Below are 26,822 nucleotides of genomic sequence, written 5' to 3'. Positions count from 1 at the left end.
TGAGGAATCATCATGGGTAACACCAGTGTGCTGGAAAAAGAGTTAAGCGGTTCACCACAGTTGAGTACCGGCATGACGTTTGCCATGGCCGTCTCCGCCGGTCTGGCCGTGGCCAATATCTACTATAACCAGCCGATGCTAGGAATTCTGGAGCAAGAACTTCCGGGTTCAATGACGGCACTAGTGCCAACGGCTACACAGCTCGGATATGCCATTGGCTTGTTCGCCTTGGTTCCTTTGGGCGATCTAATTGAGCGCCGTCGAATTATTATCACTCAGTTCATTATACTGACGGTCATGCTGGTCGCGGCAGCTCTCGCCCCTTCTGCTGCGATATTGCTTATCGCCTCATTTTTTCTCGGTATGGCATCGACCGTTGCCCAGCAGATAGTGCCCTTTGCGGCACAACTCGCAGAACCGGGACGGAGAGGAGCCGTCGTCGGTACCGTGATGTCAGGCGTACTCTGCGGTATTTTACTCAGCCGCACTCTTTCAGGATTTGTTGCCACTCATTATGGCTGGAGGGCCATGTTCTGGCTGGGTGTTCCCCTGGCCTTGATTGCGGGTGGCCTTATGGCTGGTTCTTTACCGCGCAGTGAGCCATCAGCAAAAACCTCATACTTCCGGTTGATGAGCTCTATTATTGATTTATGGCGTGAATTTAGTGAGCTACGTATTGCAGCTATTACTCAGGCATTATTATTTGGCTCGTTCACCGTTTTCTGGACCGTGCTGGCTCTACGTCTGGAGGAACCTATGTTCGGGTTGAATGCGCAAGCTGCGGGTCTGTTTGGCATTGTTGGGGCTATAGGCATTCTGGCCGCACCTTTTGCAGGGCGTATCGCCGATAAACATGGCCCGTATAAAATTATCTTAGGGGGAACTCTACTGACGCTGATTGCCTGGTGCTTATTCGGTATCTGGGCCTCGGTTATTGGCCTGGTGGTAGGATGTATCCTGCTCGATTTTGCAGTACAAAGCGTGCTGGTCTCTAATCAGCATATTGTCTACACGCTTAAACCCGAGGCTCGTTCACGGCTGAATACCGTATTTATGGGTGCCATGTTTCTTGGCGGTGCAGGAGGTTCAGCCGCGGCCACTCTGGTCTGGGATTTAGAAGGCTGGGCTGGCGTATCCATTCTTGGCGGTATGCTGGCCGTACTTGCTTGCGCAGTGCAAGGATTAGCCGCACAACGTCGTCGATCAGGCCACTGATTCAGATACGATCAGATTCAAGGAAAGGGAGAAGCTGCACGCGTGATTCTTTTGCAGCGACTCCCGAAATAAACAATATTAAGCGACGCTAAAACCTACCATCATGCCCGTATCTTCATGTTCCAGCAGATGACAGTGCGCCATATAGGCATGTTCCTGTGCGGCGCTATGATCAAAGCGAACCAGCACCTCACTGACCGCCCCTTCCACTTTCACGGTATCTTTCCAGCCCTGTCGATGCGCGGCAACCGGTTTACCGTTCTCGGTCAAAATACGGAACTGAGTGCCATGGATATGAAACGGATGCAGCATCATATCGCCGACACCGGAAATAACCCACTTCTCAAGCTGGCCCTTCGGTACCCTGAAGGCCGCGGTATTCATTTCGAAAGGCTTGCCGTTAATACTATTGGCATTATGGAAGTCAAAGGCAGGCTTACCGTTACCCTGTGCCATCCCACCATGCTGTCCTTTGCCATGCTGCATATGTCCCATTGAGTCACTGCTATTTTCCTTAGCACCATGTCCCATCGCAGAGTGATCCATTGCACCATGCCCCATACCCGCCATAGCTTGCATACCGTATTTTTTCATCAAGGCCTGCATCCCGAGCATATCAAGCTCAGGGTTCATCATCAGATGGAAATGACGCTCCGTCAGCCCGTTTGATGCAGGCAAGGCTGGAACATCCACCAGCTTATCGGGCAACAGACCTGAGCCTGGAATAGTAAGCGGTTGAATACGAACAACCGGAACAGCCTTATCAAAAGGTGCAACCGTCATACCCATCTGCTGAACCGGCAAGGTGACAATGTCAAAAGGCTGGCCGTCAGAGGTATCCACCAGAACTTCAAAACGCTCCCCCATCAAGAGTTCCAGCTCATTGAGTTTCACCGGCTCTGCCAGAAAGCCGCCATCGCTGGCGACAACATATAGAGGACGATTATCACTGGCGGCAATTTTTAACGAACGGGCATTACAGCCATTTAACAGACGTAAACGCAACCATCCACGCGGGTTTGCGTGCTGCGGATAAACCGCACCATTACACAATAAGGTATCGCCAAACCAGCCAACCGCAGCCGTCATGACATTCAACTGATAATCAATTTGTCCCTGGGGAGTAAAACGTTTGTCCTGGATTATCAGCGGAACGTCATCTATACCCCAAAGGGAAGGAAGGCGGAGCATACCGCTTTCAGTATCGTCAATCAGTACCAGGCCTGACAGCCCCATCGCAACCTGACGTCCGGTTTGTCCGTGCTGATGGGGATGAAACCAGCAGGTTGCTGCCCGCTGTTGTGGCGTAAAGGTCACACTCCGGGTTCCACCTGCACTAATGATACCCTGCGGCCCGCCATCAACCTCACCCGGTATTTCCAGACCATGCCAGTGGACTGTCGTCTCTTCTGGCAGATTATTCATGATATCAACGGTGACGCTTTTACCCTGACGCAGTTTTAACGCAGGTCCCAGCAAAGAGCCGTTGTAGCCATAAGTGGTGGCGAGTTTATCCGCGAACTGAGTGGTTCCAGCATTAATATTCAAACGGATATGATTTTTAGCGTCAGCAGTTAGTAGTGCAGGGACTGGCAATGCAGGACGTGTCGCTGCTAAGGCTGTACGACTCCAGAGCGGTAGTACACTAAAAGCCCCCAGAGCGGCAGAATACTTAATAAAATCACGACGATGCACATTCAACTCCTTTTGTCAGCCAAGGAAAAGAGGATGATAAACAGAATAATAAATATCGTCTCGTCCGGTTTAACTGTGTTAACGTTTATTATCTGATATGAGATGGTGGATGGGATGAACATCAGAGTAAAGACATTATTACTGGGTGCATTGTTGAGCTACTCTGCCAGCAGTATGGCGCTGAGTGAATCTGAAGCTGAAGACCTGGCTGATTTAACGGCCGTGTTTGTATTTTTGAAAAATGATTGTGGCTATCAAAGCCTGCCCAATGAACAGATACGCCGTGCGCTGGTGTTCTTTGCCCAACAGAATAAATGGGATCTGAGTAACTACGATCTGGTGAATATGAAAACACTGGGTGAAGAAAGCTACAATGATCTGAGTGGAATAAAAATACCCACCGATAAAAAATGTAAAGCCCTGGCACAAGACTCCCTTAATCTACTGGCTTATGTAAAATAAGCCTCCCCTCTGTTTTCCTGTTGAAATAATGACCGTGCATCCCATGCCATTGTTAGCTATGATATTTTGCTTTCTTTTCAATAGAGTTAATAGAAGAGGTATCAGCGATGATCCAAAAATCGGTGTGGCAAGAAACGCTACATGATAAGTTTGGCCAATACTTTGCCATCGACAATGTGCTCTATCATGAAAAGACAGATCATCAGGATCTGATTATTTTCGAGAACGAGGCTTTCGGTCGTGTTATGGCGCTGGATGGCGTAGTGCAAACCACCGAACGTGACGAATTTATCTATCATGAAATGATGGCTCACGTTCCTCTGTTCGCCCATGGCCAGGCAAAACATGTTCTGATAATCGGCGGTGGTGACGGCGGAATGCTACGCGAAGTGGCGCGTCATAAAACAGTCGAAACCATCACAATGGTAGAAATTGACGCAGGAGTCGTCTCTTTTTGCCGCCAGTATCTGCCTAATCACAGTGCCGGAAGCTACGACGATCCGCGTTTTAAACTGGTTATTGACGACGGTGTTAATTTCGTTAATCAGACATCACAAATCTTTGACGTGATCATTTCCGATTGCACCGATCCTATCGGCCCCGGTGAATCACTTTTCACTTCTGCATTTTATGAAGGGTGCCATCGCTGTCTCAACCCCAACGGTATTTTTGTGGCTCAAAATGGGGTCTGCTTCCTGCAGCAAGATGAGGCGATTGACAGCCATCAAAAACTCAGCCACTCGTTTCAGGATGTGAGTTTCTACCAGGCCGCCATCCCGACCTATTTTGGCGGTATCATGACCTTTGCATGGGCCAGCGATAATCCAGGCATGCGCCATTTGTCGAGTGAACTGATTCAGGCACGCTTCCATAAAGCGGGTATCACTTGCCGCTATTACAACCCGGCAATTCATACCGCGGCCTTTGCACTGCCACAATATTTGCAAAATGCCTTATCGTCCTCCTGAGGAGATGTTTATAAATTGAAAAAGCTTAAACTCCATGGCTTTAACAATCTGACCAAAAGCCTCAGTTTTTGTATCTATGATATCTGTTATGCCAAAACGGACGATCAGCGTGATGGCTATATCGCTTATATTGATGAATTGTATAATGCTAATCGTCTGACTGAGATCCTCAGCGAAACCTGTTCAATTATCGGTGCTAATATTTTAAATATTGCCCGCCAGGACTACGAACCTCAGGGGGCCAGCGTCACTATTCTGGTCAGTGAAGAACCTATTGACCCCCAGAGTATCGATCAGTCTGAACATCCCGGCCCGCTACCCGACGCTATTGTCGCGCACCTTGATAAGAGCCATATCTGCGTTCATACCTATCCGGAGAGTCATCCGGAAGGTGGGATCTGTACTTTCAGGGCTGATATTGAAGTCTCAACCTGTGGAGTCATTTCGCCGCTGAACGCACTGAACTATCTGATTCACCAGCTAGAAAGCGATATCGTCACCATCGATTACCGGGTAAGGGGCTTTACCCGCGACGTAAACGGCATGAAACATTTTATCGATCACGAAATTAATTCGATTCAGAATTTTATGTCTGAGGATATGAAAGCGCTGTACGATATGGTGGATGTGAATGTCTATCAGGAGAACATCTTTCATACCAAGATGTTACTGAAGGAGTTTGATCTTAAACACTATCTATTTAATATCAACCCCGAGGATCTCAGCCCACAAGAGCGCAAAACAATAACCGATTTGCTGTGGAAAGAGATGCGTGAGATCTACTACGCCCGCAATATGCCTGCGGTGTAAGACAATGTGGAGCAATGATGCTCCACACTATTATCTACCTTGTAAAAATTCCCTGTAAGCGTCTACCACCAGCAGAAAATCTTCCACGCCACAGAAAGAGAGACTCTCTTCGTCGTAGTAACTCATCCCCTCTTCCATTTCGTCCCCGGAGATAGCGAGCTGATTGGCACGGATCATCACCTCTTCCCCATCCAGCCACAGGGTATACTCATGCCCGACATGCTGCCACTGCCGCTCGCTTCCTTTCACTGATAACGCCGCCTGTTCAACGTTATCCAGCAAGGTTAAGTCACCTTTCACCTCTTCATTAAACCAGTGCCCGACGACCTCATGGCCCATCGACATCTGAACGCGAACCTGGCCTGTAATGTCTCGTAAAAATTCATATTCCATGATGCATTCCTGTTTCGGGTTTAACACCCCGTGTTGCTGGTATTAATACGCCAATTATGACAAGAAAACCGTGCCACTGCGTCATTTTTAACAATCAAACACGGAGCAAAAAATCTGAAACAGGTTACTTAAGGAACAGCATTTTCAGAAACCGTTGACTCTGGCTGCTTTGGCTTCTCAGCGGCGGGTGACTCTGCATCTGCCGAAGGTTTTGCTGTTGCCGGGGAAGGATCTGATGCTGCTGGCGTGACGGTGGCTTCGCTGTCCGCAGAAGTCGATGCTTTTGGCGTTTCGTTCTGTACCGCTGGGGTGGCACTTTCCTGGTTAGCAGGTGTCGCCACCTCGGATGAATCAGCTGGCGTGCTTTCAGGAGTGCTCTCAGGCGCAGGCGGGCTAATTTGCGTTATCTCTGGTACCGGTACGGGTTCGGACTGGGCCACCTGTTTTTCTGGGAGAGGTGCCGACTTTGGAAGAGGGTCAATCCCACGCACGCTAAAGAGCGGCGTGTTCCGCGCGACTCGGTAAGCAACAAAACGTGGCTGGTCCGCGACAGTGGTGACTTTTAAGCCTGGAATAGTCACTCGACCTATCAGGGAGCGAGCATAACCACCAACCTCATGTTCGCCAGCGGGGACCTGGAGCAGCATAGCTTCGCCCACAGGGAGCTGGCCCGCTTCTTTACCATCGACAGTGATAAACAAATCAGAACCGTCAGCTATGGGTGAGGGAAGATGCGCAACCTTTAGCAAGGTAGCACCCATACTAAAGCTGACGCTATCCTGCGGCTCTTGTTTTTTTGCGCATCCGCTTATCAGGAGGCTTAACCCAATGACAACCGGGAGAATACGCTGAATCATGGTATGTGAATTTCCTGTTGGTGAATTGTTACTTGGTACAATATAACTAAGGCTGTGCCTGATATTAATGGTATCAGGCCAATCTGAGACAATTCTGTACTCAATACGGTGGTTTTAGCCCCGCCATACCAAGAATATTGGGCGACGATTGTGCCTGTCGATGAAGCATGTGGCAACTACTCTGCAAACCAGAAATGTTGCTTTTTATAACCAAAAATGTGTTTTCTCAGAAGTACAGGTAGTACCGCCTTCAGCCCCAAGCGACCCGATGAAAACTATCACACCAGCGAGTATCTCCAAATCGCCTTTGCCATATTGTGGTGTTATTTAATATAAAAATAACACCATAAAAAACAACATCTCTATGGCAGTAGTCATTATTTCGCTCAATCACGGAGAAAAAAATGCTCAGCCATACAGTGAAAGAACCATCTACAAGCCCTCTTCAAGGCAGATATAAAGTGGATGATGATATTCTTCAGAATAACAGTGAATCATCGCCACTCACTTCGGAGATAGGTTCCCTCAGTAACAGCCCACAAAAGTTATTCATTCAGAAAAATACTCCTGAACCTGTCACCGATGGGTTCCTGACTCGCATCTGGTGCTGTCTTCAGGCTGCAGGCGGTAAGCATTCCGGTGACAATTTCAGCGACGAAGAAGGAACTGAACTACAGGAGATCCTTACCCAGGGTGAAGTCCTGCGTCAGCAAGCCCATTCATTTTCGGGCTTGAGTAACGAGGCCTCTATTCCTCAAGCCTGGAAAGGTAGTCTGTTAAAACGTTGCCTGGTCGGAGCGGGTTTACTGACGGGTAGCGGAATACTGAGTGGGGCGGGATATGCGGGGTATAAGTATTATAATTCCGGGACATCAAGCACTCATCCCCCAGGAAAGAGTCTGCAACCACGGCCACCCCATAGCACTCCGGAGGCCGCCAAAATGCCTGAGAGTTACCACAGAGGTCTTGAGGACCCGACTAACAGAACCCGCCATCATCGCCGGCATCTGTTTGCGCCTGGCTATAACACTACGGCATCGAACTTAAATGATGGCGAATGGAAAAATAATTTTCACAACGCTCTCAAAAAAATTAATCGCCGCATAATAAAACTACTCTATCGTGAAGGATTATTATTAAACAAGAGATCAAAGCATAAAGAAAAAATGCTTCATGCGCTATCGCAGTATCTTCATTATGACGAAAACATCCATCCCGAAAATGAAGATAAGATAAAAACCTTGTCACAGAAAATACTTTTTGGTAGTGGGATATACGGTGAAAAACCTAATGAAAATCTTTCCAATCAACAATCAGCATCGGTAGTCCGATACTGGATATTCCAAAATATCCTTGGAACGACGCCTGAAGTTTATATTACAAATAAAATAAATTCAGATATATCGAGGAGCTATACCGTCGATGATATTCATCGCCTGCTGCCTGCGGATAGCCTTCCGGTGGTGGGGCAGTTCCGCCCTGGCAGGTTAACGCAATCTGAGCAATCTTCCTTACAGTTAATGTGGAAAACATGCCTATTGGAGGAGATGCCATTTCTGGGACTCAGCGATCAAAGAATAAAATCGATACTATTAAATGATTTTGATTTCGCTAACTTATATTCAGGATCAGGTTTTATAAACAATATCCAGGGAGAAGGATTTTCCGCTGATGATATAATATTAACGGGTAAATCATTGTGGGACTCAGCTATAACAGAGGGTATTTCCGAAGATAAAATAGAATATTACCGAACACCCGCAATTTTCTTTTATACTTTATCATCAGAGGAGACTAAAAATAAAAACCAGGATGACATTGATATAATTAACAACTATCTAAACTATCGTTCAAAAATCAACTCTGTAGAAAAAGACATTAATGAAAAATACAATAATTATCTTTCAGCAGTATCATCATGGCTCACTAAGGGAGATCTGGCCGATGAGATTATAGCAAATTGCCCCGAGCTGATGCCTGGCTCTATCTATGACCCTAAAATAATACAAACTCCCGCCCAGAAACGAGAAGCAGCAGAAGTCTTTGCAAAACAACATTATCTGAATGGTTTGAGGAAACCCTGTGACAGTGCACCAGAGGATCTGGATGATGAATATACTCAGCTGACAACCCATGTTGCTGATAGCTTTCGTAAGCTTGATAAATATCTTATTCTCCCTGCATTGAGTGCTCTACCTGCAGATGAACAGGCATTTATATCTTCCCCTGATTCTGTAATATATCGGAGTAAAATATTAGTAAATTCCAGTTACCTGACAAGGTTCATAAAGAATGGAAATCCTGCTAAAGAAATAAACGTACCGCTAAACAGCACAGTTATTTTTTCTGTTCAACAAGATATACAAGAAAGAATATATGCTTTAAAGGAGACACAAAGCAATCGTGAATATTACAAGTTAATTCGTGTAGATCGTAACCTCCATGATTATCTGAAAAATGATATTTTTGATGATGACTTTATTCACAAAAAAAATCCGCCATGGTTTTTCCCCGGGGATTTGAAATACATATATTATATGTTCTTTTACCTTGACAGATATACGTTCAATGAATCATTTAAAATCGATAAAGAACTGATTGAAACAGAACACGGAAATATTGAACCGCTTATTGACTCCCTATGTGATAGTCACCGCATGACTCTTTTTAACGACCTTTATAATTTCGGCAATGAATATTCTGACTTACAGAGAGTATGGCATATCGTTAAACATATCATTCCTTTTTACGACTGTACCAATAGTATTATTGAAAAAAATATTGTAGCGTCGAGTTTTGAATGTACTTTAGATGCCGTATCATTAATTCCTCTTCTTGGCCAGGCAGCAAAACTGAGTGTTAAGTTTGGTACGGGACTAACCCTGGGAATTCACAAGGGTATGGCTACTCTGGGCAAACAAGGAATTAATGCTTCTGGAAAAAGTATACTCAGGGAGGTCAGTCTGCCAACGGCAGTGGAACTCACCTCAGTAGGAAAAGAGGCTCTCAGGGTCCTGGATCCTGGTTTTGAAATAATGACAAAGATCGCAAGCTTCACAAGCAGGCAGTTTGGTAAAAAAATAGTAGCGCTGATTTCCCGTGATAAAAAACATTCTGACCTGGCCAACAATCTTTTTCTTAGAGTTATCCATCTCCCCCATACAACGTCAGGTACACAGGTTGTCGGAATGTTACCGGGAACAAAACTGGAGGTGCCTGTTACTACTATTGGAAAACGGAGGGGAAAAGATGTTTATGTAAAAACAAACCCGGAAACAGGAGAAAAATTTGGTACTAAATATACCTGTACGCAAAATGGAATACTGACGCCTGTTTCCCCCTCATTCACTACTACTCTAATTAGAAATAAACGCGCTGATGAAAAAATTCATCTCAGGAAACCGATAAATATTAATTATAATAATATTAGCAGAGTTAAAAGAACAGGAAATAAACATAAGCTATGTTCTGAGAAACCATCAACCTCAAGAGCAGCTCAGACTGTCATTGCCGTCAATCCGCTGATTAAAATAACAGATATAAAGAGTATTCCACCGCGAATGAATTTTTTACCTCCAGAAAAAACCATGCCACCAGCAACGAACTTTATAATAAAAGGAAATAAACGAAAGCCTGTAGAACGGCCACATCTTTTATCTGATTTCTCTCCTGCAGGAAAATATATCAAAAAACTCATCTGGCATACTTATAATAAAGATAGTGTTATGCTATACCGTTTCAATCAGAATATAGAATCAATCCCAGCAAGTTTTTCACAGCTAAGAGATAATATCCCAGAGTATAAGGAAGCAATATTACTGGCAAAAAAACTTGTTGATGATCTGGATAGTCAATTTCAGTTAATAGAAAAACAACAAGTGGATGATTTATTACAACCCAATAAAAACCTATTGAAAATAAAAGATTATTTAGCTCAGAAAATGAAACTTCATACTATAGTTGATGCCAATATTTTATCCTTTATAAAAAAGGAATCCATTAACAGGTTAAAATACCATGTGCGAAATATGAAGGATTACTTTAAAAATGAAATTAACAATATCTATCTCGCATCAGCAAATATAGATTCACACGACTACATTAATGATTACAGAAAATTAATCTCATTTGTATACAAAAAGGATACGGGTAGAAAGGTTATTATTATGGCTGACTACTTCAGTCCTGCAGATATCCCCACTAAACTCCATACCACGGTATTACATGAAGTATCACATATATCTGGAACATTCGATTTTTCTGTCAATGGTCACACTGATACTACAAATGCTATAGAAGAATTTAATGATGCTGCACTGGGAATTAATAATCAATATATCGACTTTGATGAGTCTTTCCTGAAATATTACAAGGATTCCACTCATTTCAATGTTGATAAACATGAACTCAAAGAGATCATTAAGAGTGATTCGGTATTAAGAGCAAATATCTTCATAGAAAATGCAGATTTTCTGGTAGATATTATCGCAGACCTCGCCACATCAGTTCACCATCATGATGGTCCCCTTAGCGTAGTCAGGGGTAATATATAACTTAAAACTGACAACATATTATTATACAAGATTATAATTAATAGCATGACTCAACCCTAAAACGGACAGATTAAGATAAACTGAGCACAGGTCTTTTCAGAATATACGTAATACTGTCCACTACCCCTTGAATTACCGGGTGAAAACTGTCGCACCAGTGAGTATCTCCCCTCCACCAAAACCATACTGTGATGTTATTTAATATAAAAATAGCACCATAAAAAACAACATCCATATAGCTGCTATCAATATCGTAGTAGTCACTATTTAACTCAATCACGGAGAAAAACCGATGCTTAGTAATAATATAGTGAAAGAAACCTCTGCAAACCCTGTTCCTGGAAAAATTAACGTAGATGAGGATATTGCACAGAATCACATTGAATCATCTCCCCTCACTTCAGATATACACATTATTCGTAACAGCACACAAACATTACTCATTAATAAAAATACTTCAGTACCTGTAACTGATGGGTTTCTGACTCGCGTCTGGCGCTGCCTTCAGGGTTCAGGAGACAAAAATTCCGGTGGTAATATCAGCGACGAAGAAGGAACTGAACTGCAGGAGATCCTTACCCAGGGTGAAGCCCTGCGTCAGAAAGCGCATTCACTTTCTACCCCCAATAGTGAACCCTCCGTCCCTCAGGCTTGGAAAGGAAGCCTGCTACAACGTTGCTTGGTCGGGGCTGGTTTGCTGGCGGGTACCGGTGTGCTGGGTGGGGTGGGATATGCGGGGTATAAGTATTATCATGCAGGGACAGCGACCTCTGGTACTCCAAAAAATAGCCAACGATCAGGGACTGCCTCTACTATTCAGGAAACTGGCGGAAGTCTTGAAGACGCATTCGGCCATCATACCCTTTATCATGATGATGTGGCTAACAGGCTCCGCCATCACCGGCGGCATCTATCTGCATCTACACCTACATATAATGATGTTCAATGGAAAGACGATATTAAATTTACTCTAAAAATAACAAATGATAGAGTAAAAAATATGCTACGTGATAAAGGAGCACTCCCCTTTAATAAACCAATCACTAAGGAAAAAATGCTTTATGAAATATCAATGCATCTTTATAACAGTGAAAACCGCAATATAGAATATACATCCAGGACAAAATCTCTGGCACAAACCATTCTTGCTGATAGCGGAATATATGGCGAAAATGAAGATGAGATACTGTCCATCCAACAAGCAGAATCGGTAGTTAGATATTGGGTTTTCCAGAATATTATTGGCGCAACGCCTGAAAAATACCTTGATAGTAAAATTAAAATGGATATATCAAAAAACTATACCATCAATGATATTCATCGCCTGTTACCTGTGGACAGGCTGCCTGAAGTTAGATCTTTTCATATTAATAAATTATCAAAATTTGAAAAATCATTCTTGTCCATAATGTGGAAAGAAATCCTGTTAGAGGAGATGCCTTTTCTCGTATTCAAGGATAAGCAAACTACCTCCATACCGTTAAATCATGATGACTTCGCTAATTTATATGCTGGATCACGTTTCATCAATGATATTGAAGAAAAAAACATCACCACCGAGGAAATAATATCAACGGGTAAGGAAATATGGATTTTAGCTATGATTGAAGGCATTCATATAGATCAAATGGCATATTTTACAACACCAGCAATTTTATTTTATTCGACAAGTACCCCAGAGTCAAAAGAAAATGAAAAGATGAATGATGCTGATATTACCGAGAAGTACTTAAACTATAAAATAGAGATGGAGGTAAGAAAGGATTTTGAAAAAAAATACAACCTCTATCATTCCGAAATAAATAAATGGTTATCTAAGGGGAGACTAGCAGATTCTATAATAGAAAATTGCTCTCATTTAGAACCAGATAAATTCAGTGCCAAAGGAATTAAAAATGCTGCAAAACAGCTCTATCTGAGTGGTTATATCAAACCTTGCGATAGCGCACCGGGAAGTTTAGAAAATGAGTACCAAAAGTTAACTACGGCTGCTGCAAATAGCTTTTATGAGATTGATAAATACTTTATTTTATCCGCTTTCAATGCGTTAACAGAATATGATTTAGAGTTTATATCCTCACCCAGAACCATGATACACAATGTGAAACTAAAAATAAATCTCAAAGCCATGATTGCGGGAGGACATATAATAGATGATCTTCCAGGAGATATCATACTGAACAATGTAGATCTTTTTTCAGTTAGCCAAGATAAACAAGAAAGAATATATGCATTACAAGAACTGAGAGGTAGTCAGGAAGGTTACAGAATAATTCATTTAGATCGTAACCTTATTGATTATCGTATAAATAATATCTTCCACCCAGATTTAGAGAGTACTTATGAACATATTGGATTATTTAAAAATTTCAACGAATCATTCTCACTCCTCAAGACCGCTCTGACAACAGAAAGTGATCATATCAAATCTCTTATCGATACACTAAGTCATATCCACCGTACCGAATTATTTAATAATCTTTATGAAAAAGGTAATGATAAATCTGATCTACAAGCAAAATGGAACAAGATAAAAAAATACATTCCTTTTTATGAATGTATTGAACATGGTATTCAAGGTAATCCTAAAAAGGCGATTCCTGCCTGCATGCTAGATACAATATCAATGATTCCCCTTATAGGACAAGCCTCAATTCTTGGTGGAAAATTTGGTCTGAGTCTGGTCAGAGGATGTCTCATCAATACAGCTATAGGGGGGAAACAGGGAATCAGAGCCGTAGGGAAAAATATACTACAGGAAGTCACTCTTCCAACGACCATGGAGCTGACTTCACTGGGAAAAACCGCGCTTATGACCCTGGATCCTGGCTTTTCACTTCTCGCTCGTACAGTGAAAGTCAGTAGACAGTATGGACTAAAAATAATAAATTCGATGTTCCAGAATTCAAAAACAATGACTTTAGCAAAAAAACTTGATGCCAGAATCACTAAAATTTCTCAGGAAACATCAAGTGCAATGACAACGGGAATATTGCCAGGAACAAAACGGGAGATACCTGTTGCCATTATTAAAGCAAAAAACAATCAAAATATTTACGTGGCGAAAAACCCAATAACAGGAGAAAAATTTGGTACTAAATATGAATGTCTGAAAAATGGCATACTGGCACCTGTCTCATCTATGCTTACTAATAATTTAATTAGAAATACACGCTCCGATAAAAATATTTTCATGAGGCAACCAATAGATATTGGCAATAATATCCGTAGAGTAAAGAGAGCTGATAATTCTAACCTGTGCTCAGAGCTACCATCAACTTCCGGAGCAAGTCGAACTCAGTCTGTAATTGTATTGAATCCTTTCAGGAATAATCTATTACAACTACCTTCGGAATCACCTCAAATATGGGCAATTCGTTTATTAAACTTGGGTTTATCAGTAAGCAAGGTTGCAAGAAAAACGGGAATTCCACACACAACAATAAAGCACTGGCCTGAAATACAAGTAATCATGCGAAATAGAAAGATAGAACGAGAATACTCACAAAGTATGGCTATTAGTTTTATGAATGAAAAAAACTCATTAACCAATGAAGATCTTAAAAAGATATCACAAAAAACAAATATACCAGTTTCAACATTACGCTCTATGGATGAGTATAAATTAAAATTCGCAAAATCACGTAATCCACTAAAGAAAGAAGAGGAAGAAAAAATAAAACAAATGATTACAAGCGGATACTCGAGACAAGAAATTCAATTACAGACAAATATTTCTTATGAATCATTCATTTTATTACAAAAGAAACTTCGATATATAGCAGCCTCCGAAAAAATTCAAAATACAGAGAAATCCTTGCTAGATGAAATAAGTGAATTACGTAAAACTCACAGTACAGTTCAACCTATAAAATCAAAATCAGAGGTGATAATGAGTCATTATTTATCTGAGGCTAAAAATCAGTTAACCTCCTATAAAGACTCTGCAAATAAAATAGTTATTGGTCTGGACGATAAGAATAATTCACATATTGTATTCAACAGCCCACAAGAGGAAAATAATCTACAAAAATGGGCAACTGATAATGGCATTAATATTATAAAAATTCACGATAATGCTGAAGAAGCATTAGTTAATTTGGTTCCCAACATACGTCATATTAAATCTTCCCATGATATAGATCTTGATGCTGAATTGCTTCTATTAAAAAACAATATAGGAACCAAGGGGATTTTTTCTCATAAACTCAGCAAAGAGCGTAAGTCTGTCATTCAACATTCCAGTCAGTTAAGAGAGGGTGATGAAAAATTAAAAACAACATATGAAGCGAGAAAAAAACAATTTGATGAAGCCAGATCGCTTTTGCGTGAAGGTAAATTAAGCATTCACGAAATACAAATAAAAACAGGTCTTTCCTCTTCAGGACTACGTTATTATCATGAATACAAAATTTGGAAAAAATCTAATCTAGAAATAACTGAGAAGGTTTCAATACATAACAGGATGATAGAATTATACCAGCAGGGAAAATCTGCAAAAGAAATTTCAGAAATACTAAATAAACCCCTAAGAACTGTACATCACAAGCTTAATATCTGGAAAAAAATTAATTCAACAACACCCAACAAGGCTTCAATAAAAAAAGAGGCACTGGAATTAAGACGACAAGGAAAATCTGCAAAAGAGATTTCAGAAATACTAAATAAACCCCTAAGTACTATATATGACTGGATTAACAGTGTCCCAGCGAACTTACAGTGGGAGGACAATTCTGATGAGGATCTGTCAGAGATTTATTACGATCTGGATTCAGAAGACGACTCCGGTGAGGCTCTGCCAGTGCTTGACGCCTATCCGGATTCAGAAGACAGCTCCAGTGAGGATCAGTCAGAAGATGACTACATTCTGGATTGGGCTATGCCTGAGCTTTAAGCCTGAAAGAGTCAAACACCCTCTTCAGATTTTTGTCTGATTAATCTTCTTGTGATATTAACAGTGGCTCACATCATACCTGTGAGCCACTCTTTTCGTCAGAACATCAGACAAATGACCAGATTGCCCAGGTGAAGGCAAAGCCTGAGAATCCGAGGATAGTCGTCAGAACTGTCCAGGTACGCAGACCATCAGCCACCGAAAGCCCGAGGTATTTAGTGACAATCCAGAAGCCAGAGTCATTAACGTGGGACAGACCTAAACCACCGAAACAGGCCGCCAGGGTCACCAGCACTAACTCAAGCTGATTAAGCCCGGTCACCGCTTCACTCAGCAAACCACAAGTGGTGAGAATCGCCACGGTAGCAGAACCTTGCGAAGCACGTAACGCCAGGGACAGCAGATAGGCAGCAGGCACCAGAGGCAGATGAATATCGGTTAAGGTATCTGCCAGCGCTTTACCAATCCCTGACTCCACCAGCACTTTACCGAATACGCCACCGGCACCGGTTACCATGATAACCATTGCTGCAGTAGGCAGAGCATCGCCCATCACGCCGCTGACTTTTTCCAGCGACCAGCCGCGACGCAGGCCAATAAGCCACATCGCCAGGGCTAAAGCAATCAGTAAGGCAACTGTCGGCGATCCAATCAGTGCCATGGTGTTACGAATCGGATTACCCGCAGGCAACACTGTCGCGGACACCGTACCGAGCATAATGATAGCGATCGGGATGACAATCAGCGCAGCAATCAGCCCCGCAGAAGGCGCAGAGACCGGGGCGGTTCCGGGCGTGGTATCTTCTGGCTTAGCAAGCTGTAGCTGCTCAAGCACTTCAACAGACAGAGAGTATTCCCGGCGGTTCATTTTTTTGGCTATCCAGTAGCCAATAATACCGACCGGAATAGAAACCAGTAACCCGATAATCGTTAACCAGCCAATATCGGCATTTAAAATACCTGCCGCAGCGACCGGTCCCGGATGAGGAGGCATAGCAACGTGAACCGTCAGCAGCACACCCGCAACAGGCAAACCAAATTTGATGGGTGAGACTTTAGCTACCTTGGCAAAACCATAAATTATTGGCGCAAGGATAATGAAGCCAACATCGAAGAATACCGGAATACCGAGAATAAATGCCGCGATAGTCAGGGCTGCAATAACAAGTGCCGGCCCCATCAGTTCGGCAAAACGGTGTGCAAGTGACTCAGCTCCGCCAGAGACTTCAATCATCCTGCCCAGCATCGCGCCAAGGCCGATAATAATCGCCACCGATCCCAGTACGCCACCCATTCCGGTGGTGACAACTTTCATCACATCCTGGGTTGGAATACCGGTCGCTAAAGCAACCAACAGGCTGACCACTAGTAAGGCAATAAACGGCTGTACTTTAAACTTAATAACCATCAGTAGCAGCAGCAACACGCCTGCCAGTGCAATGCAGAGTAAGAGCGAGGTGGCCATATTTCTATCCTCAAGAATATTTTTTATTATTCGCTATTGGCAAGCGATGACTATATTTTAAATGCAGGTGTTAAATAGCCCCTTAATAAAAGGGGCCGATTCTATTTATATACCCTTCATACTTCGAATTGCCTGGGTGTTGCCTGCGTCCAACCTGTCGAATCACATAGTTTATCTATGCTCATCGACAGGTTGGACTTGGCGCCTACAGGCAACTCGAATTATTTTGGGTATAGATAATTTAATACTTACTTTATTTTAGTGAAATAATTATTATTTCACTGCCATTTATTTAGCCATTCCAGGCCATCGGTTGTATTTCCGCGTGGATTATATTCACAGCCAACCCAGCCTGAATAGTTAACCCGGTCTAACTCTTCAAAGATATAATCATAATTGACTTCGCCTTCATCCGGTTCATGACGCGCCGGGACGGAGGCAATCTGAATATGTCCGACATGTTCAGCTAAATCATGAATAATCTGTGTCAGGTTACCGTCGACGATTTGCGCATGGAAAAAGTCGAGTTGAATAAACACATTCGGTTTATCAATTTGCTTCAGTAATGCCAGAGTCTGATACTGGCTCGCCATTAAATAACCCGGCTTCACTTTAGGGCTCAAAGCTTCCAGCATAATATTGATGCCATAAGAGGCAAATTTATCCGCCGCATAACGAATATTTTCGACAAAAGCCTGTTCATATGCTGCGACATCAGCGCCCTCAGGAACGACTCCCGCCATAATATGCACCGAAGGACAACCTAATACCCGGGCATATTCCAGCGCGTTATCAATATCCGCATGTGCCTCAGCGCTACGGCCCGGCAGAGCACTACGCCCCCACTCTCCCGCGGCAATATTCCCGGGTGCGGTATTAAACAGCACCTGCCGGAGACCATTTTCAGTTAATTTCTCCGCCAGTAACTCAGCGGGATATTCATAAGGGAACAGATATTCGACGGCAGTAAAACCTGCATCCTTTGCTGCCTTAAAACGCTCAAGAAAAGGCACATCGGTAAATTGCATCGAAAGATTGGCAGCAAACTTAGGCATCATTAACTCCGTTATCTTCAGGAAAGTTCAGCTATTTCAGGCTCGGTGAGATAGCGTATTTTTCTGTCGCCAAGAATAAATATTAATTTGGCGGTTTCTTCCAACTCTTCCATATTATCGGCAGCGGCACGCAGGTTTTTTCCTGTCACCACCGGGCCATGGTTAGCCAGCAGAAACGCTTTATAGCGGGAAGCTAGCTTGCCTAAATCCTCACCGAGACGGGCGTCGCCCGGGCGATAGTAAGGAACCACAGGCACTTTACCGACCCGCATCACCACATAAGGCGTGAAAGGTCTGATAGCATCTTCAGTATTCAGGCCTTCCAGACAAGACAGTGCCGTTAAGTAGGTACTGTGCAGATGGACGATAGCCTTACACTCAGGATCATTCTGATAGATTGCCCGGTGGAAACTGACCTCTTTTGACGGTTTATCACCTGATAACCATTCACCACTCATCGTCACCTTTGACAGGGTGTCGACATTCAGCTCTCCGAGGCAAGACCCGGTAGGCGTTGCCAGCAGGTTGCCATCTTCCAGCAGCAGGGAAAGATTCCCTGCTGAACCCGTGGCATAGCCACGCTGGAAAAAAGAAGCCCCGAGTTTGACCATTTCCAGACGGGCTTGCAGCTCGCTGGCAGAGTAGTTATCTGGGTTTGGCATAGCGTCACGCATAGTGAAATTCCTTTTGCGCTCGGGCGAAGAAGTCTTCATCGCCAAAGTTGCCTGACTTTAATGCCAGTGAAAGTGTGTTATCGGTGGAACGGACCCAAGGTACGCCAGGGGAAATCGTCGGACCAATATGAAACGACTGAATACCTAAAGTTTGAGCAACAATACTGGAGGTCTCTCCCCCGGCAATGATAAAGCGCTCAAAACCTGACTGCTGAAGTCTGGCAGCAATATCGGCAAACAGTTTTTCTACTGCCTGGCTGCTGGCTTCTGAGCCAAAACGTTGCTGTATTTCCGCCAGGACTTCTGGCGAAGAGGTGGCATAAAGCAATGGGGCCAGTACATCCTGACGATGGGCTTCTATCCAGTCCGTGAGTTCCTGTACATAGGCCTGTTGCTCTGGCTCACCTTGCAGGGTGCGAGCAACATCAATCACCTGCCCCGCCGCTTGCTGTAAATAGCGGGCCACTTGTTTATTGGTCATCACAGAGCAAGAGCCGGATAGTACTACCGCAGAGCCTGAGTGTGGTTTACCCGCATCGGTTGCTGGCTGGCTATTTTGTGTTTCCCCGGCCCACTGACGCGCCAGACCAATGGCCAGACCTGAACCCCCCGTGACCAGTTTCATATCACGTAGCGCTTCGCCCTGAGTCAGCAAATGCTGCTCGTTCAGCGCATCCAGCACCACATAACGTTTGCCTTCATTTTTAAGTACCTGAAGACGCTGTCTGACCGCTTCAGCCCCCTGTTCCATCACCGAATAAGGAACGGAACCGCACTGTCCCTGAGCCTGCTTTTCCATAACGCGTAACAGATTACTGTCAGTCATCGGCGTAACCGGGTGGTGGCGCATACCCGAGTCACTCAGCAGCTGATCCATGACAAACAAATGGCCCTGATATACCGTACGGCCGTTAACCGGCAAAGAAGGTGAAATAATGGTCTGCGTCTCGCCCAGTTTATCCAGCAGGGCGTCAGTCACCGGACCAATATTACCTTTCTCTGTGCTATCAAAGGTTGAGCAGTATTTAAAGTAAAACTGCTGGCACCCTTGCTGCTGCAACCACTCCAGAGCATGCAGCGAATCAGCGACCGCCTCGCTTGCCGGGCAGGAGCGAGATTTCAGGCTGATAACGACCGCTTCTGCTTCCACCTGAAAGTCTGCGCTCGGTACGCCATTCAACTGAACGGTGGCCAGGCCATTGTTGACCAGAAAGCTGGCAATATCCGTGGCCCCGGTGAAATCATCAGCAATAACCCCTAACTTAATCATCATGCCTCCGATTTTCCTGGCAGAGTAATGCCGCTGAAAATTTTGATAACCGCACTGTCATCTTCTTTGCCATAACCCGCATTGCTGGCGCTGGTAAACATATTGAATGCCGTCGATGCCAGCGGCAGAGGGAAATGCAGCGCTTTCGCCGTATCGGTCACCAGGCCTAAATCTTTCACAAAGATATCTACCGCGGATTTCGGGGTGTAGTCGCCGTCAACAACGTGCTTCATACGGTTCTCAAACATCCATGAGTTACCCGCCGCGTTGGTAACCACTTCATACATAATGTCCAGCGGGATATCAGCGCGAGCTGCCAGAGCCATCGCTTCAGCACCTGCTGCAATATGTACGCCTGCCAGTAACTGGTGAATGATTTTGACCGTTGCACCCAGGCCAATTTCTTCGCCAATGCGATAAACCTTACCGGCGACGGCATCCAGCACTGGAGCCAGTTTTTCAAAAGCCAGATCGGATCCGGAAGCCATGACCGTCATATCGCCAGCAGCGGCTTTAGCTGCGCCGCCTGATACCGGGGCATCCAGCATAATTAGTTGATGTTCGCTCAGACGTTGTTCTATCTGCTTCGCGTCCTGAGCCGAGATGGTTGAAGAAACCATCACCACGGTTCCCGGTTTTAATTTGCTCGCCACTTGAGACTCGCCGAACAAAATCGCATTCACCTGAGCGGCATTGACTACCAGCAGCAGTACCGCATCCAGCTTATCGGCAAAACTATCTATCCTGCTTTCCGCCTGGATAGCACCCGCCTGCTGGAGGCGTGACAGTGCATCCGGATTAAGGTCGACACCATAAGTCGCTAAACCTGCTTTGATGCAAGATGACGCAGCACCAAAACCCATGGAACCTAAGCCGATTACGGCAACAGCATAGTCAGAATTGTTCTTCATGATGGCAGCCTTTGTTAAAATTAGTGATTATTTGTTCTCTGATGTTAAATGTAAGGGATCCGATCGGATTTTTCGGTGATGGATATCACATATTTTAACACTCACAGTAATCCCTCTCCCGGAATGATAAATACCGCATAACAAGAATTAACAATAATCATTTATATCAGTTAGTTAACTATTATACTTAGTTGAAATTATTGTCTAAAAACCACGATACCCCCGGTAGTAGAATACGTGAATTTATGATAATAATGATGCACTGACAGACACCTATCACAATATTTACCATGAGGTTTATTTTGAACAAAGGACAGAAACAGTGATTCCGGTAGAGCGTCATCAACAGATTCTGGCGCTGATCGCGGATCGTGGCGTCGTGAGCATTAACGAACTGACCGAGCGTCTTAACGTCTCACATATGACGGTACGCCGTGATATACAAAAGCTTGAAGAGGACGGGTTACTGCTTTCGGTTTCAGGGGGGGTACGTTCACCTGAGCGTTTAGCCAGTGAACCTTCTCACCAGGATAAGTCCGTCATGTTCAGCCAGCAGAAAGCCGCTATTGGTAAACTGGCTGCCCGACATATTCCACTCAATAGCTGTATCTATCTCGACGCAGGTACGACGACGCTTTCGCTGGCCCGTGAACTGGCTGAGCGCAGTGATTTGCTGATAGTCACCAATGATTTTGCCATTACCGGTTTTCTTATCGATAACAGTTTGTGTCGGGTTATCCATACCGGCGGTACGCTATGTCGGGAAAACCGCTCTTCTGTCGGTGAAGCCGCAGCTCAGTCATTGCGGAACTTATTTATTGATATCGCGTTTATCTCTGCATCTTCATGGAGTTTACGCGGTATTTCGACGCCAAACGAAGATAAAGTGGCGGTCAAACGCGCCGCGATAGAATCCAGTAGTCACCATATATTGCTGTGTGACACCTCAAAATATGGACGTATCGCCACCCACCTGGTCACCCCCTTAACCGCATTTAATCGTGTCATTACCGATAGCGGGTTACCCATGACGGCACAAGAGACCCTGACGAGTATGAGAATTGAAGTCCTCACAGCCGGTGAACAGGAAGGATAAAAAAATGGCGACCCCTTAGAGGTCGCCATTCTATTTTAGTTTTTCTTCAGCTCGCGCTGACTAAAGCTTAAACAACAGTCTGGAAGATAACGCCATCTGCTTTCTCAGTGTACTGACTGAGCTGGTCAAAGTTCAGATAACGGTAAGTATCCGCTGCCGTTTGATCCACGCGAGAGACATAGGTCAGATACTCTTCTGGCGTCGGTAATTTACCTAACAGAGAAGAGACAGCAGCCAGCTCAGCGGATGCCAGGAAGACGTTCGCGCCCGTTCCTAAACGGTTCGGGAAGTTACGGGTAGAGGTGGAGACAACGGTCGCTCCGTCTGCTACACGCGCCTGGTTACCCATACACAGGGAACAACCCGGGATCTCGATACGTGCCCCGCTCTTACCAAACACGCTGTAGTAACCTTCTTCGGTCAACTGTGCGGCATCCATACGGGTTGGCGGAGCCACCCACAGACGCGTAGGCAGTTGCCCTTTGTGGCTATCCAGCAGTTTACCTGCCGCACGGAAGTGACCGATGTTGGTCATGCAAGAACCGATAAAGACTTCATCGATCTTCTCACCAGCGACATCAGACAGCAGACGCGCATCATCAGGATCGTTCGGCGCACACAGAATAGGCTCTTTGATGTCAGCCAGATCGATTTCGATCACTGCCGCATACTCTGCATCAGCGTCGGCTTCCATCAGCTGTGGATCCGCCAGCCATTTTTCCATGCCCTGAATACGGCGTTCGATAGTACGACGATCGCCATAACCTTCAGCAATCATCCACTTCAGCAGCACGATATTCGAGTTCAGGTACTCTTCAATTGGCTCGCGATCAAGCTTGATGGTACAGCCAGCAGCAGAACGCTCAGCCGAGGCATCGGTCAGTTCAAATGCCTGCTCAACTTTTAACGTTGGCAGACCTTCAATTTCCAGGATGCGGCCAGAGAAGATGTTTTTCTTCCCTTTTTTCTCAACCGTCAGCAAGCCCTGGCGAATAGCGTACAGGGGAATCGCATGCACTAAATCACGCAGGGTGATACCCGGCTGCATTTCGCCTTTAAAGCGCACCAGTACTGATTCAGGCATATCCAGTGGCATCACGCCGGTTGCCGCAGCAAACGCGACTAAACCGGAGCCCGCCGGGAAAGAAATACCAATCGGGAAACGGGTGTGGGAGTCACCGCCGGTACCGACGGTATCTGGCAGCAGCATACGGTTCAGCCAGGAGTGAATAACGCCGTCTCCCGGACGCAGCGAAACACCGCCACGGTTCATGATGAAGTCCGGCAGAGTATGGTGAGTGGTCACGTCAACCGGCTTAGGATAAGCCGCAGTGTGGCAGAAAGACTGCATCACTAAATCGGCTGAGAAGCCGAGGCAGGCGAGGTCTTTCAGCTCATCACGGGTCATTGGACCGGTGGTGTCCTGGGAACCGACAGAGGTCATCTTAGGTTCACAGTAAGCGCCCGGACGAATACCTGCTACGCCGCAAGCACGGCCAACCATTTTCTGTGCCAGGGAGTAACCGAGAGTACTTTCAGCAACATCTTTCGCCTGGACAAAAACGTCACTGTGCGGCAGAGATAAAGCTTCACGCGCCTTGGTTGTCAGGCCACGACCGATGATCAGTGGAATACGACCACCCGCACGAACTTCGTCCAGCAGAACGTCAGTTTTCAGCTCAAAGGAAGCAATCAGTTCGTTGGTTTCGTGATTACGTACTTCGCCAAGGTATGGATAGATGTCAATCACATCCCCCATATTCAGGTCAGAGACGTCAACCTCGATTGGCAGAGCACCGGCATCTTCCATAGTGTTAAAGAAGATTGGCGCAATTTTACCGCCGAGTACTACACCGCCGCCGCGTTTGTTAGGCACGTATGGGATATCTTCGCCCATAAACCACAGTACGGAGTTAGTGGCGGATTTACGTGAAGAACCGGTTCCGACTACGTCACCTACATAAGCTAACGGGAAACCTTTTTTATTCAGGGCTTCGATTTGCTTAATCGGGCCGATAGTACCGTTGTTGTCTGGTTCAATACCTTCACGTTCAGTCTTCAGCATCGCTAAAGCATGAAGTGGGATATCAGGGCGCGACCAGGCATCAGGGGCTGGGGAAAGGTCATCGGTGTTAGTTTCACCGGTGACTTTGAAGACGGTAACAGTAATTTTCTCAGCAAGTTTTGGACGAGAAAGGAACCATTCGGCATCAGCCCAGGCTTTAATAACCTGTTGAGCGTAGGTGTTGCCCGCTTTTGCTTTATCTTCTACATCGTAGAAGTTATCGAACATCAGCAGCGTATGGGTGAGTGCTTTAGCAGCGATTGGTGCCAGAGTTTCGTTATCAAGGGCATCGATGAGCGGATGAATATTATAACCGCCCTGCATGGTACCCAGTAGTTCAATAGCTTTCTCAGGGGAAATCAGCGCAGAGGTTGCTTCACCTTTGGCGATAGCAGCCAGGAAGCCCGCTTTTACATAAGCCGCTTCATCAACACCTGGCGGGACACGATTGGTAATAAGGTCCAGCAGGAATTCTTCTTCGCCTGCCGGTGGATTTTTCAGCAATTCAACCAATGCGGCCAATTGGGTGGCATCTAAGGGTTTTGGAACAATCCCTTCAGCAGCACGCTCAGCCACGTGCTTACGGTAGTCTTCTAGCACGACATTCTCCTCACTATCATTATCATATGGCGCCACCAGGCTTCTCTCTTCACGCTCCTGTGAGCAGCAGTCTGTAGGGTAAATGCCCGGTCTCGCGTCGGGCAGCATAGCAGGATTTGCAGCCACTGTTAATGTGTTTACAAAAAAGCAACATTAAATCTTGGCTGAATCGTTAAGGCTGACAGATTACTTTTCGTTATGAGCTATAAACAAAAAAAACGACCCATTATGGATCGTTTTTTAGATGGCAGGATAGAACCCGGATTATTTTTTCTTCGCTTTCGCGTTAGGTAAATCCGTAATGCTGCCTTCGAAGATCTCTGCGGCCAGGCCGACAGATTCATGCAAGGTTGGGTGAGCGTGGATAGTCAGTGCTAAATCTTCAGCATCACAACCCATCTCAATCGCCAGGCCGATTTCACCCAGCAGCTCGCCGCCGTTAGTACCAACAATAGCACCACCGATAACACGATGCGTTTCTTTGTCGAAAATCAGCTTGGTCACGCCGTCTGCACAATCAGAAGCGATAGCACGGCCAGATGCCGCCCATGGGAAGGTAGCCGTTTCGTAGCTAATACCTTTCTCTTTCGCTTCTTTCTCAGTCAGACCTACCCAGGCAACTTCTGGCTCAGTATAGGCAATTGAAGGAATCACTTTCGGGTCGAAGTAGTGCTTCAGACCAGAGATAACTTCAGCGGCAACGTGGCCTTCATGTACACCTTTGTGTGCCAGCATTGGCTGACCGACGATATCGCCGATAGCAAAGATGTGCGGCACGTTGGTACGCATTTGCTTATCAACGCGGATAAAGCCACGGTCGTCAACTTCAACGCCAGCTTTGCCTGCATCAAGATTCTTACCGTTAGGTACGCGGCCGATAGCAACCAGCACTGCATCATAACGTTGTGGTTCGGCAGGCGCTTTTTTGCCTTCCATGGTCACATAGATACCGTCTTCTTTAGCTTCAACGGCGGTAACTTTGGTTTCCAGGATCAGGTTAAACTTCTTGCTGATGCGCTTGGTAAAGACTTTAACGATGTCTTTATCTGCCGCTGGAATGACCTGGTCAAACATTTCAACTACGTCAATCTGTGAACCCAGAGCATGGTAAACGGTACCCATTTCCAGACCGATGATACCACCACCCATAACCAGCAGGCGCTCAGGAACGGTTTTCAGCTCCAGCGCGTCAGTTGAGTCCCAGATACGTGGGTCATGATGCGGGATAAATGGCAGTTCAATTGGACGTGAACCCGCTGCGATAATCGCATTATCGAAGTTAACGGTAGTCGGGCCATTTTCGCCATCAACCACCAGGGTGTTAGCGCCAGTAAATTTAGCCAGACCGTTAACGACTTTAACTTTACGGCCTTTAGCCATACCTGCAAGGCCACCGGTCAGCTGGTTAATAACCTTTTCTTTCCAGGTACGAATTTTGTCGATATCGGTTTTTGGTTCACCAAAAACAATACCGTGTTCAGCCAGCGCTTTCGCTTCTTCAATCACTTTAGCCACGTGCAGCAAAGCTTTAGAAGGGATACAGCCGACGTTCAGACAAACACCACCCAGGGTGCTATAACGCTCAACCAGGACAGTCTCCAGACCTAAGTCTGCGCAACGAAAAGCAGCAGAGTAGCCCGCAGGACCTGCCCCAAGTACCACGACCTGAGTTTTAATTTCAGTACTCATCATGACCTCTTAATTGGTTTCCGGCAGTCTGACGTTATTTAGTTATTTTAACGCCCATCATCCACCGGGACGTTCTATCGCTGATTATTTTACAAAAATGTTAACAATTTTGAAACAACAAACGACAAAACGTCTTAGGTATACGTCCGT

17 protein-coding genes are annotated in these 26,822 nt (G+C 45.2%); 7 read left to right on the top strand and 10 right to left on the bottom strand.

What is annotated here, in order from left to right:
* The first annotated feature begins 12 nt into the window (after nucleotides 1–12).
* Nucleotides 13–1,215, top strand: a complete 1,203-nt coding sequence (locus tag M2387_RS18410; protein ID WP_259051482.1) for an MFS transporter — start codon at nucleotides 13–15, stop codon at nucleotides 1,213–1,215.
* 78 nt (nucleotides 1,216–1,293) lie between these two features.
* On the opposite strand, the gene cueO is transcribed toward M2387_RS18410, so the two are convergent.
* A complete protein-coding gene (gene cueO, locus M2387_RS18405) occupies nucleotides 1,294–2,910 on the bottom strand; it encodes a multicopper oxidase CueO (RefSeq protein WP_259051480.1) in 1,617 nt (538 codons plus the stop codon).
* Nucleotides 2,911–3,024: 114 nt separating this feature from the next.
* Between cueO and M2387_RS18400 the strand changes: the two genes are divergently transcribed.
* The 3 genes from M2387_RS18400 (at nucleotide 3,025) to speD (ending at nucleotide 5,150) form a co-directional block, all read left to right on the top strand.
* On the top strand, nucleotides 3,025–3,372 hold the full coding sequence (locus M2387_RS18400; RefSeq protein WP_259051477.1) for a YacC family pilotin-like protein: 348 nt from the start codon (nucleotides 3,025–3,027) through the stop codon (nucleotides 3,370–3,372).
* Nucleotides 3,373–3,479: 107 nt separating this feature from the next.
* On the top strand, nucleotides 3,480–4,340 hold the full coding sequence (gene speE / locus M2387_RS18395; RefSeq protein ID WP_259051475.1) for a polyamine aminopropyltransferase: 861 nt from the start codon (nucleotides 3,480–3,482) through the stop codon (nucleotides 4,338–4,340).
* Nucleotides 4,341–4,355: 15 nt separating this feature from the next.
* Complete coding sequence (speD, locus tag M2387_RS18390) at nucleotides 4,356–5,150, top strand: adenosylmethionine decarboxylase (RefSeq protein WP_259051472.1); 795 nt, start codon at nucleotides 4,356–4,358, stop codon at nucleotides 5,148–5,150.
* Nucleotides 5,151–5,180: 30 nt separating this feature from the next.
* On the opposite strand, the gene yacL is transcribed toward speD, so the two are convergent.
* A complete protein-coding gene (yacL, locus tag M2387_RS18385; protein ID WP_259051469.1) occupies nucleotides 5,181–5,543 on the bottom strand; it encodes a protein YacL in 363 nt (120 codons plus the stop codon).
* A gap of 128 nt (nucleotides 5,544–5,671) precedes the next feature.
* The gene (locus tag M2387_RS18380) at nucleotides 5,672–6,400 is read right to left on the bottom strand and encodes a hypothetical protein (RefSeq protein ID WP_259051467.1); all 729 of its coding nucleotides are present in this window, start codon (nucleotides 6,398–6,400) and stop codon (nucleotides 5,672–5,674) included.
* Between the two features lie 404 nt (nucleotides 6,401–6,804).
* Here M2387_RS18380 and M2387_RS18375 point away from each other — a divergent pair, with 404 nt between their 5' ends.
* Entirely contained in the window at nucleotides 6,805–10,953 is a 4,149-nt protein-coding gene (locus M2387_RS18375) for a hypothetical protein (protein WP_259051465.1), read from the top strand.
* A 292-nt stretch (nucleotides 10,954–11,245) separates the two neighbouring features.
* Nucleotides 11,246–15,847, top strand: coding sequence for a helix-turn-helix domain-containing protein (locus M2387_RS18370; protein ID WP_259051463.1), 4,602 nt, complete (start codon nucleotides 11,246–11,248; stop codon nucleotides 15,845–15,847).
* 106 nt (nucleotides 15,848–15,953) lie between these two features.
* Here M2387_RS18370 and M2387_RS18365 read toward each other — a convergent pair whose 3' ends face one another.
* The 5 genes from M2387_RS18365 to ltnD form a co-directional block, all read right to left on the bottom strand.
* A complete protein-coding gene (locus M2387_RS18365) occupies nucleotides 15,954–17,312 on the bottom strand; it encodes a GntP family transporter (RefSeq protein ID WP_259051460.1) in 1,359 nt (452 codons plus the stop codon).
* Nucleotides 17,313–17,590: 278 nt separating this feature from the next.
* Nucleotides 17,591–18,367, bottom strand: coding sequence for a 2-oxo-tetronate isomerase (gene otnI, locus M2387_RS18360; RefSeq protein WP_259051563.1), 777 nt, complete (start codon nucleotides 18,365–18,367; stop codon nucleotides 17,591–17,593).
* A gap of 17 nt (nucleotides 18,368–18,384) precedes the next feature.
* On the bottom strand, nucleotides 18,385–19,041 hold the full coding sequence (gene otnC, locus M2387_RS18355; RefSeq protein ID WP_259051457.1) for a 3-oxo-tetronate 4-phosphate decarboxylase: 657 nt from the start codon (nucleotides 19,039–19,041) through the stop codon (nucleotides 18,385–18,387).
* Complete coding sequence (gene otnK / locus M2387_RS18350) at nucleotides 19,034–20,311, bottom strand: 3-oxo-tetronate kinase (protein ID WP_259051560.1); 1,278 nt, start codon at nucleotides 20,309–20,311, stop codon at nucleotides 19,034–19,036. The genes otnC and otnK overlap by 8 nt, the downstream gene beginning before the upstream one ends.
* On the bottom strand, nucleotides 20,311–21,222 hold the full coding sequence (gene ltnD / locus M2387_RS18345; protein WP_259051455.1) for an L-threonate dehydrogenase: 912 nt from the start codon (nucleotides 21,220–21,222) through the stop codon (nucleotides 20,311–20,313). Before ltnD ends, otnK begins: the two co-directional genes overlap by 1 nt.
* A gap of 322 nt (nucleotides 21,223–21,544) precedes the next feature.
* Between ltnD and ygbI the strand changes: the two genes are divergently transcribed.
* Nucleotides 21,545–22,318 (top strand): DNA-binding transcriptional repressor YgbI, encoded by a 774-nt coding sequence (gene ygbI, locus M2387_RS18340; protein WP_259051453.1) that lies wholly within the window; start codon nucleotides 21,545–21,547, stop codon nucleotides 22,316–22,318.
* 67 nt (nucleotides 22,319–22,385) lie between these two features.
* Here ygbI and acnB read toward each other — a convergent pair whose 3' ends face one another.
* Both acnB and lpdA read right to left on the bottom strand, forming a co-directional pair.
* A complete protein-coding gene (gene acnB / locus M2387_RS18335; protein ID WP_259051452.1) occupies nucleotides 22,386–24,983 on the bottom strand; it encodes a bifunctional aconitate hydratase 2/2-methylisocitrate dehydratase in 2,598 nt (865 codons plus the stop codon).
* A 264-nt stretch (nucleotides 24,984–25,247) separates the two neighbouring features.
* The gene (gene lpdA, locus M2387_RS18330; protein WP_259051557.1) at nucleotides 25,248–26,672 is read right to left on the bottom strand and encodes a dihydrolipoyl dehydrogenase; all 1,425 of its coding nucleotides are present in this window, start codon (nucleotides 26,670–26,672) and stop codon (nucleotides 25,248–25,250) included.
* Nucleotides 26,673–26,822 lie beyond the last annotated feature (150 nt).

Source organism: Klebsiella sp. BIGb0407, assembly GCF_024807845.1.
Taxonomy (GTDB): Bacteria; Pseudomonadota; Gammaproteobacteria; order Enterobacterales; family Enterobacteriaceae; genus JGM124.
This window is presented reverse-complemented; position numbering and strand designations above follow the sequence as displayed.

What these genes read in the sequence shown, in the direction of transcription:
- M2387_RS18410 (WP_259051482.1), top strand. Translation starts at nt 13, where the DNA reads ATGGGTAACACCAGTGTGCTGGAAAAAGAGTTAAGCGGTTCACCACAG.
- M2387_RS18400 (WP_259051477.1), top strand. Translation starts at nt 3,025, where the DNA reads ATGAACATCAGAGTAAAGACATTATTACTGGGTGCATTGTTGAGCTAC.
- speE (WP_259051475.1), top strand. Translation starts at nt 3,480, where the DNA reads ATGATCCAAAAATCGGTGTGGCAAGAAACGCTACATGATAAGTTTGGC.
- yacL (WP_259051469.1), bottom strand. Translation starts at nt 5,543, where the DNA reads ATGGAATATGAATTTTTACGAGACATTACAGGCCAGGTTCGCGTTCAG.
- M2387_RS18380 (WP_259051467.1), bottom strand. Translation starts at nt 6,400, where the DNA reads ATGATTCAGCGTATTCTCCCGGTTGTCATTGGGTTAAGCCTCCTGATA.
- M2387_RS18375 (WP_259051465.1), top strand. Translation starts at nt 6,805, where the DNA reads ATGCTCAGCCATACAGTGAAAGAACCATCTACAAGCCCTCTTCAAGGC.
- M2387_RS18370 (WP_259051463.1), top strand. Translation starts at nt 11,246, where the DNA reads ATGCTTAGTAATAATATAGTGAAAGAAACCTCTGCAAACCCTGTTCCT.
- M2387_RS18365 (WP_259051460.1), bottom strand. Translation starts at nt 17,312, where the DNA reads ATGGCCACCTCGCTCTTACTCTGCATTGCACTGGCAGGCGTGTTGCTG.
- otnI (WP_259051563.1), bottom strand. Translation starts at nt 18,367, where the DNA reads ATGCCTAAGTTTGCTGCCAATCTTTCGATGCAATTTACCGATGTGCCT.
- otnC (WP_259051457.1), bottom strand. Translation starts at nt 19,041, where the DNA reads ATGCGTGACGCTATGCCAAACCCAGATAACTACTCTGCCAGCGAGCTG.
- otnK (WP_259051560.1), bottom strand. Translation starts at nt 20,311, where the DNA reads ATGATTAAGTTAGGGGTTATTGCTGATGATTTCACCGGGGCCACGGAT.
- ltnD (WP_259051455.1), bottom strand. Translation starts at nt 21,222, where the DNA reads ATGAAGAACAATTCTGACTATGCTGTTGCCGTAATCGGCTTAGGTTCC.
- lpdA (WP_259051557.1), bottom strand. Translation starts at nt 26,672, where the DNA reads ATGAGTACTGAAATTAAAACTCAGGTCGTGGTACTTGGGGCAGGTCCT.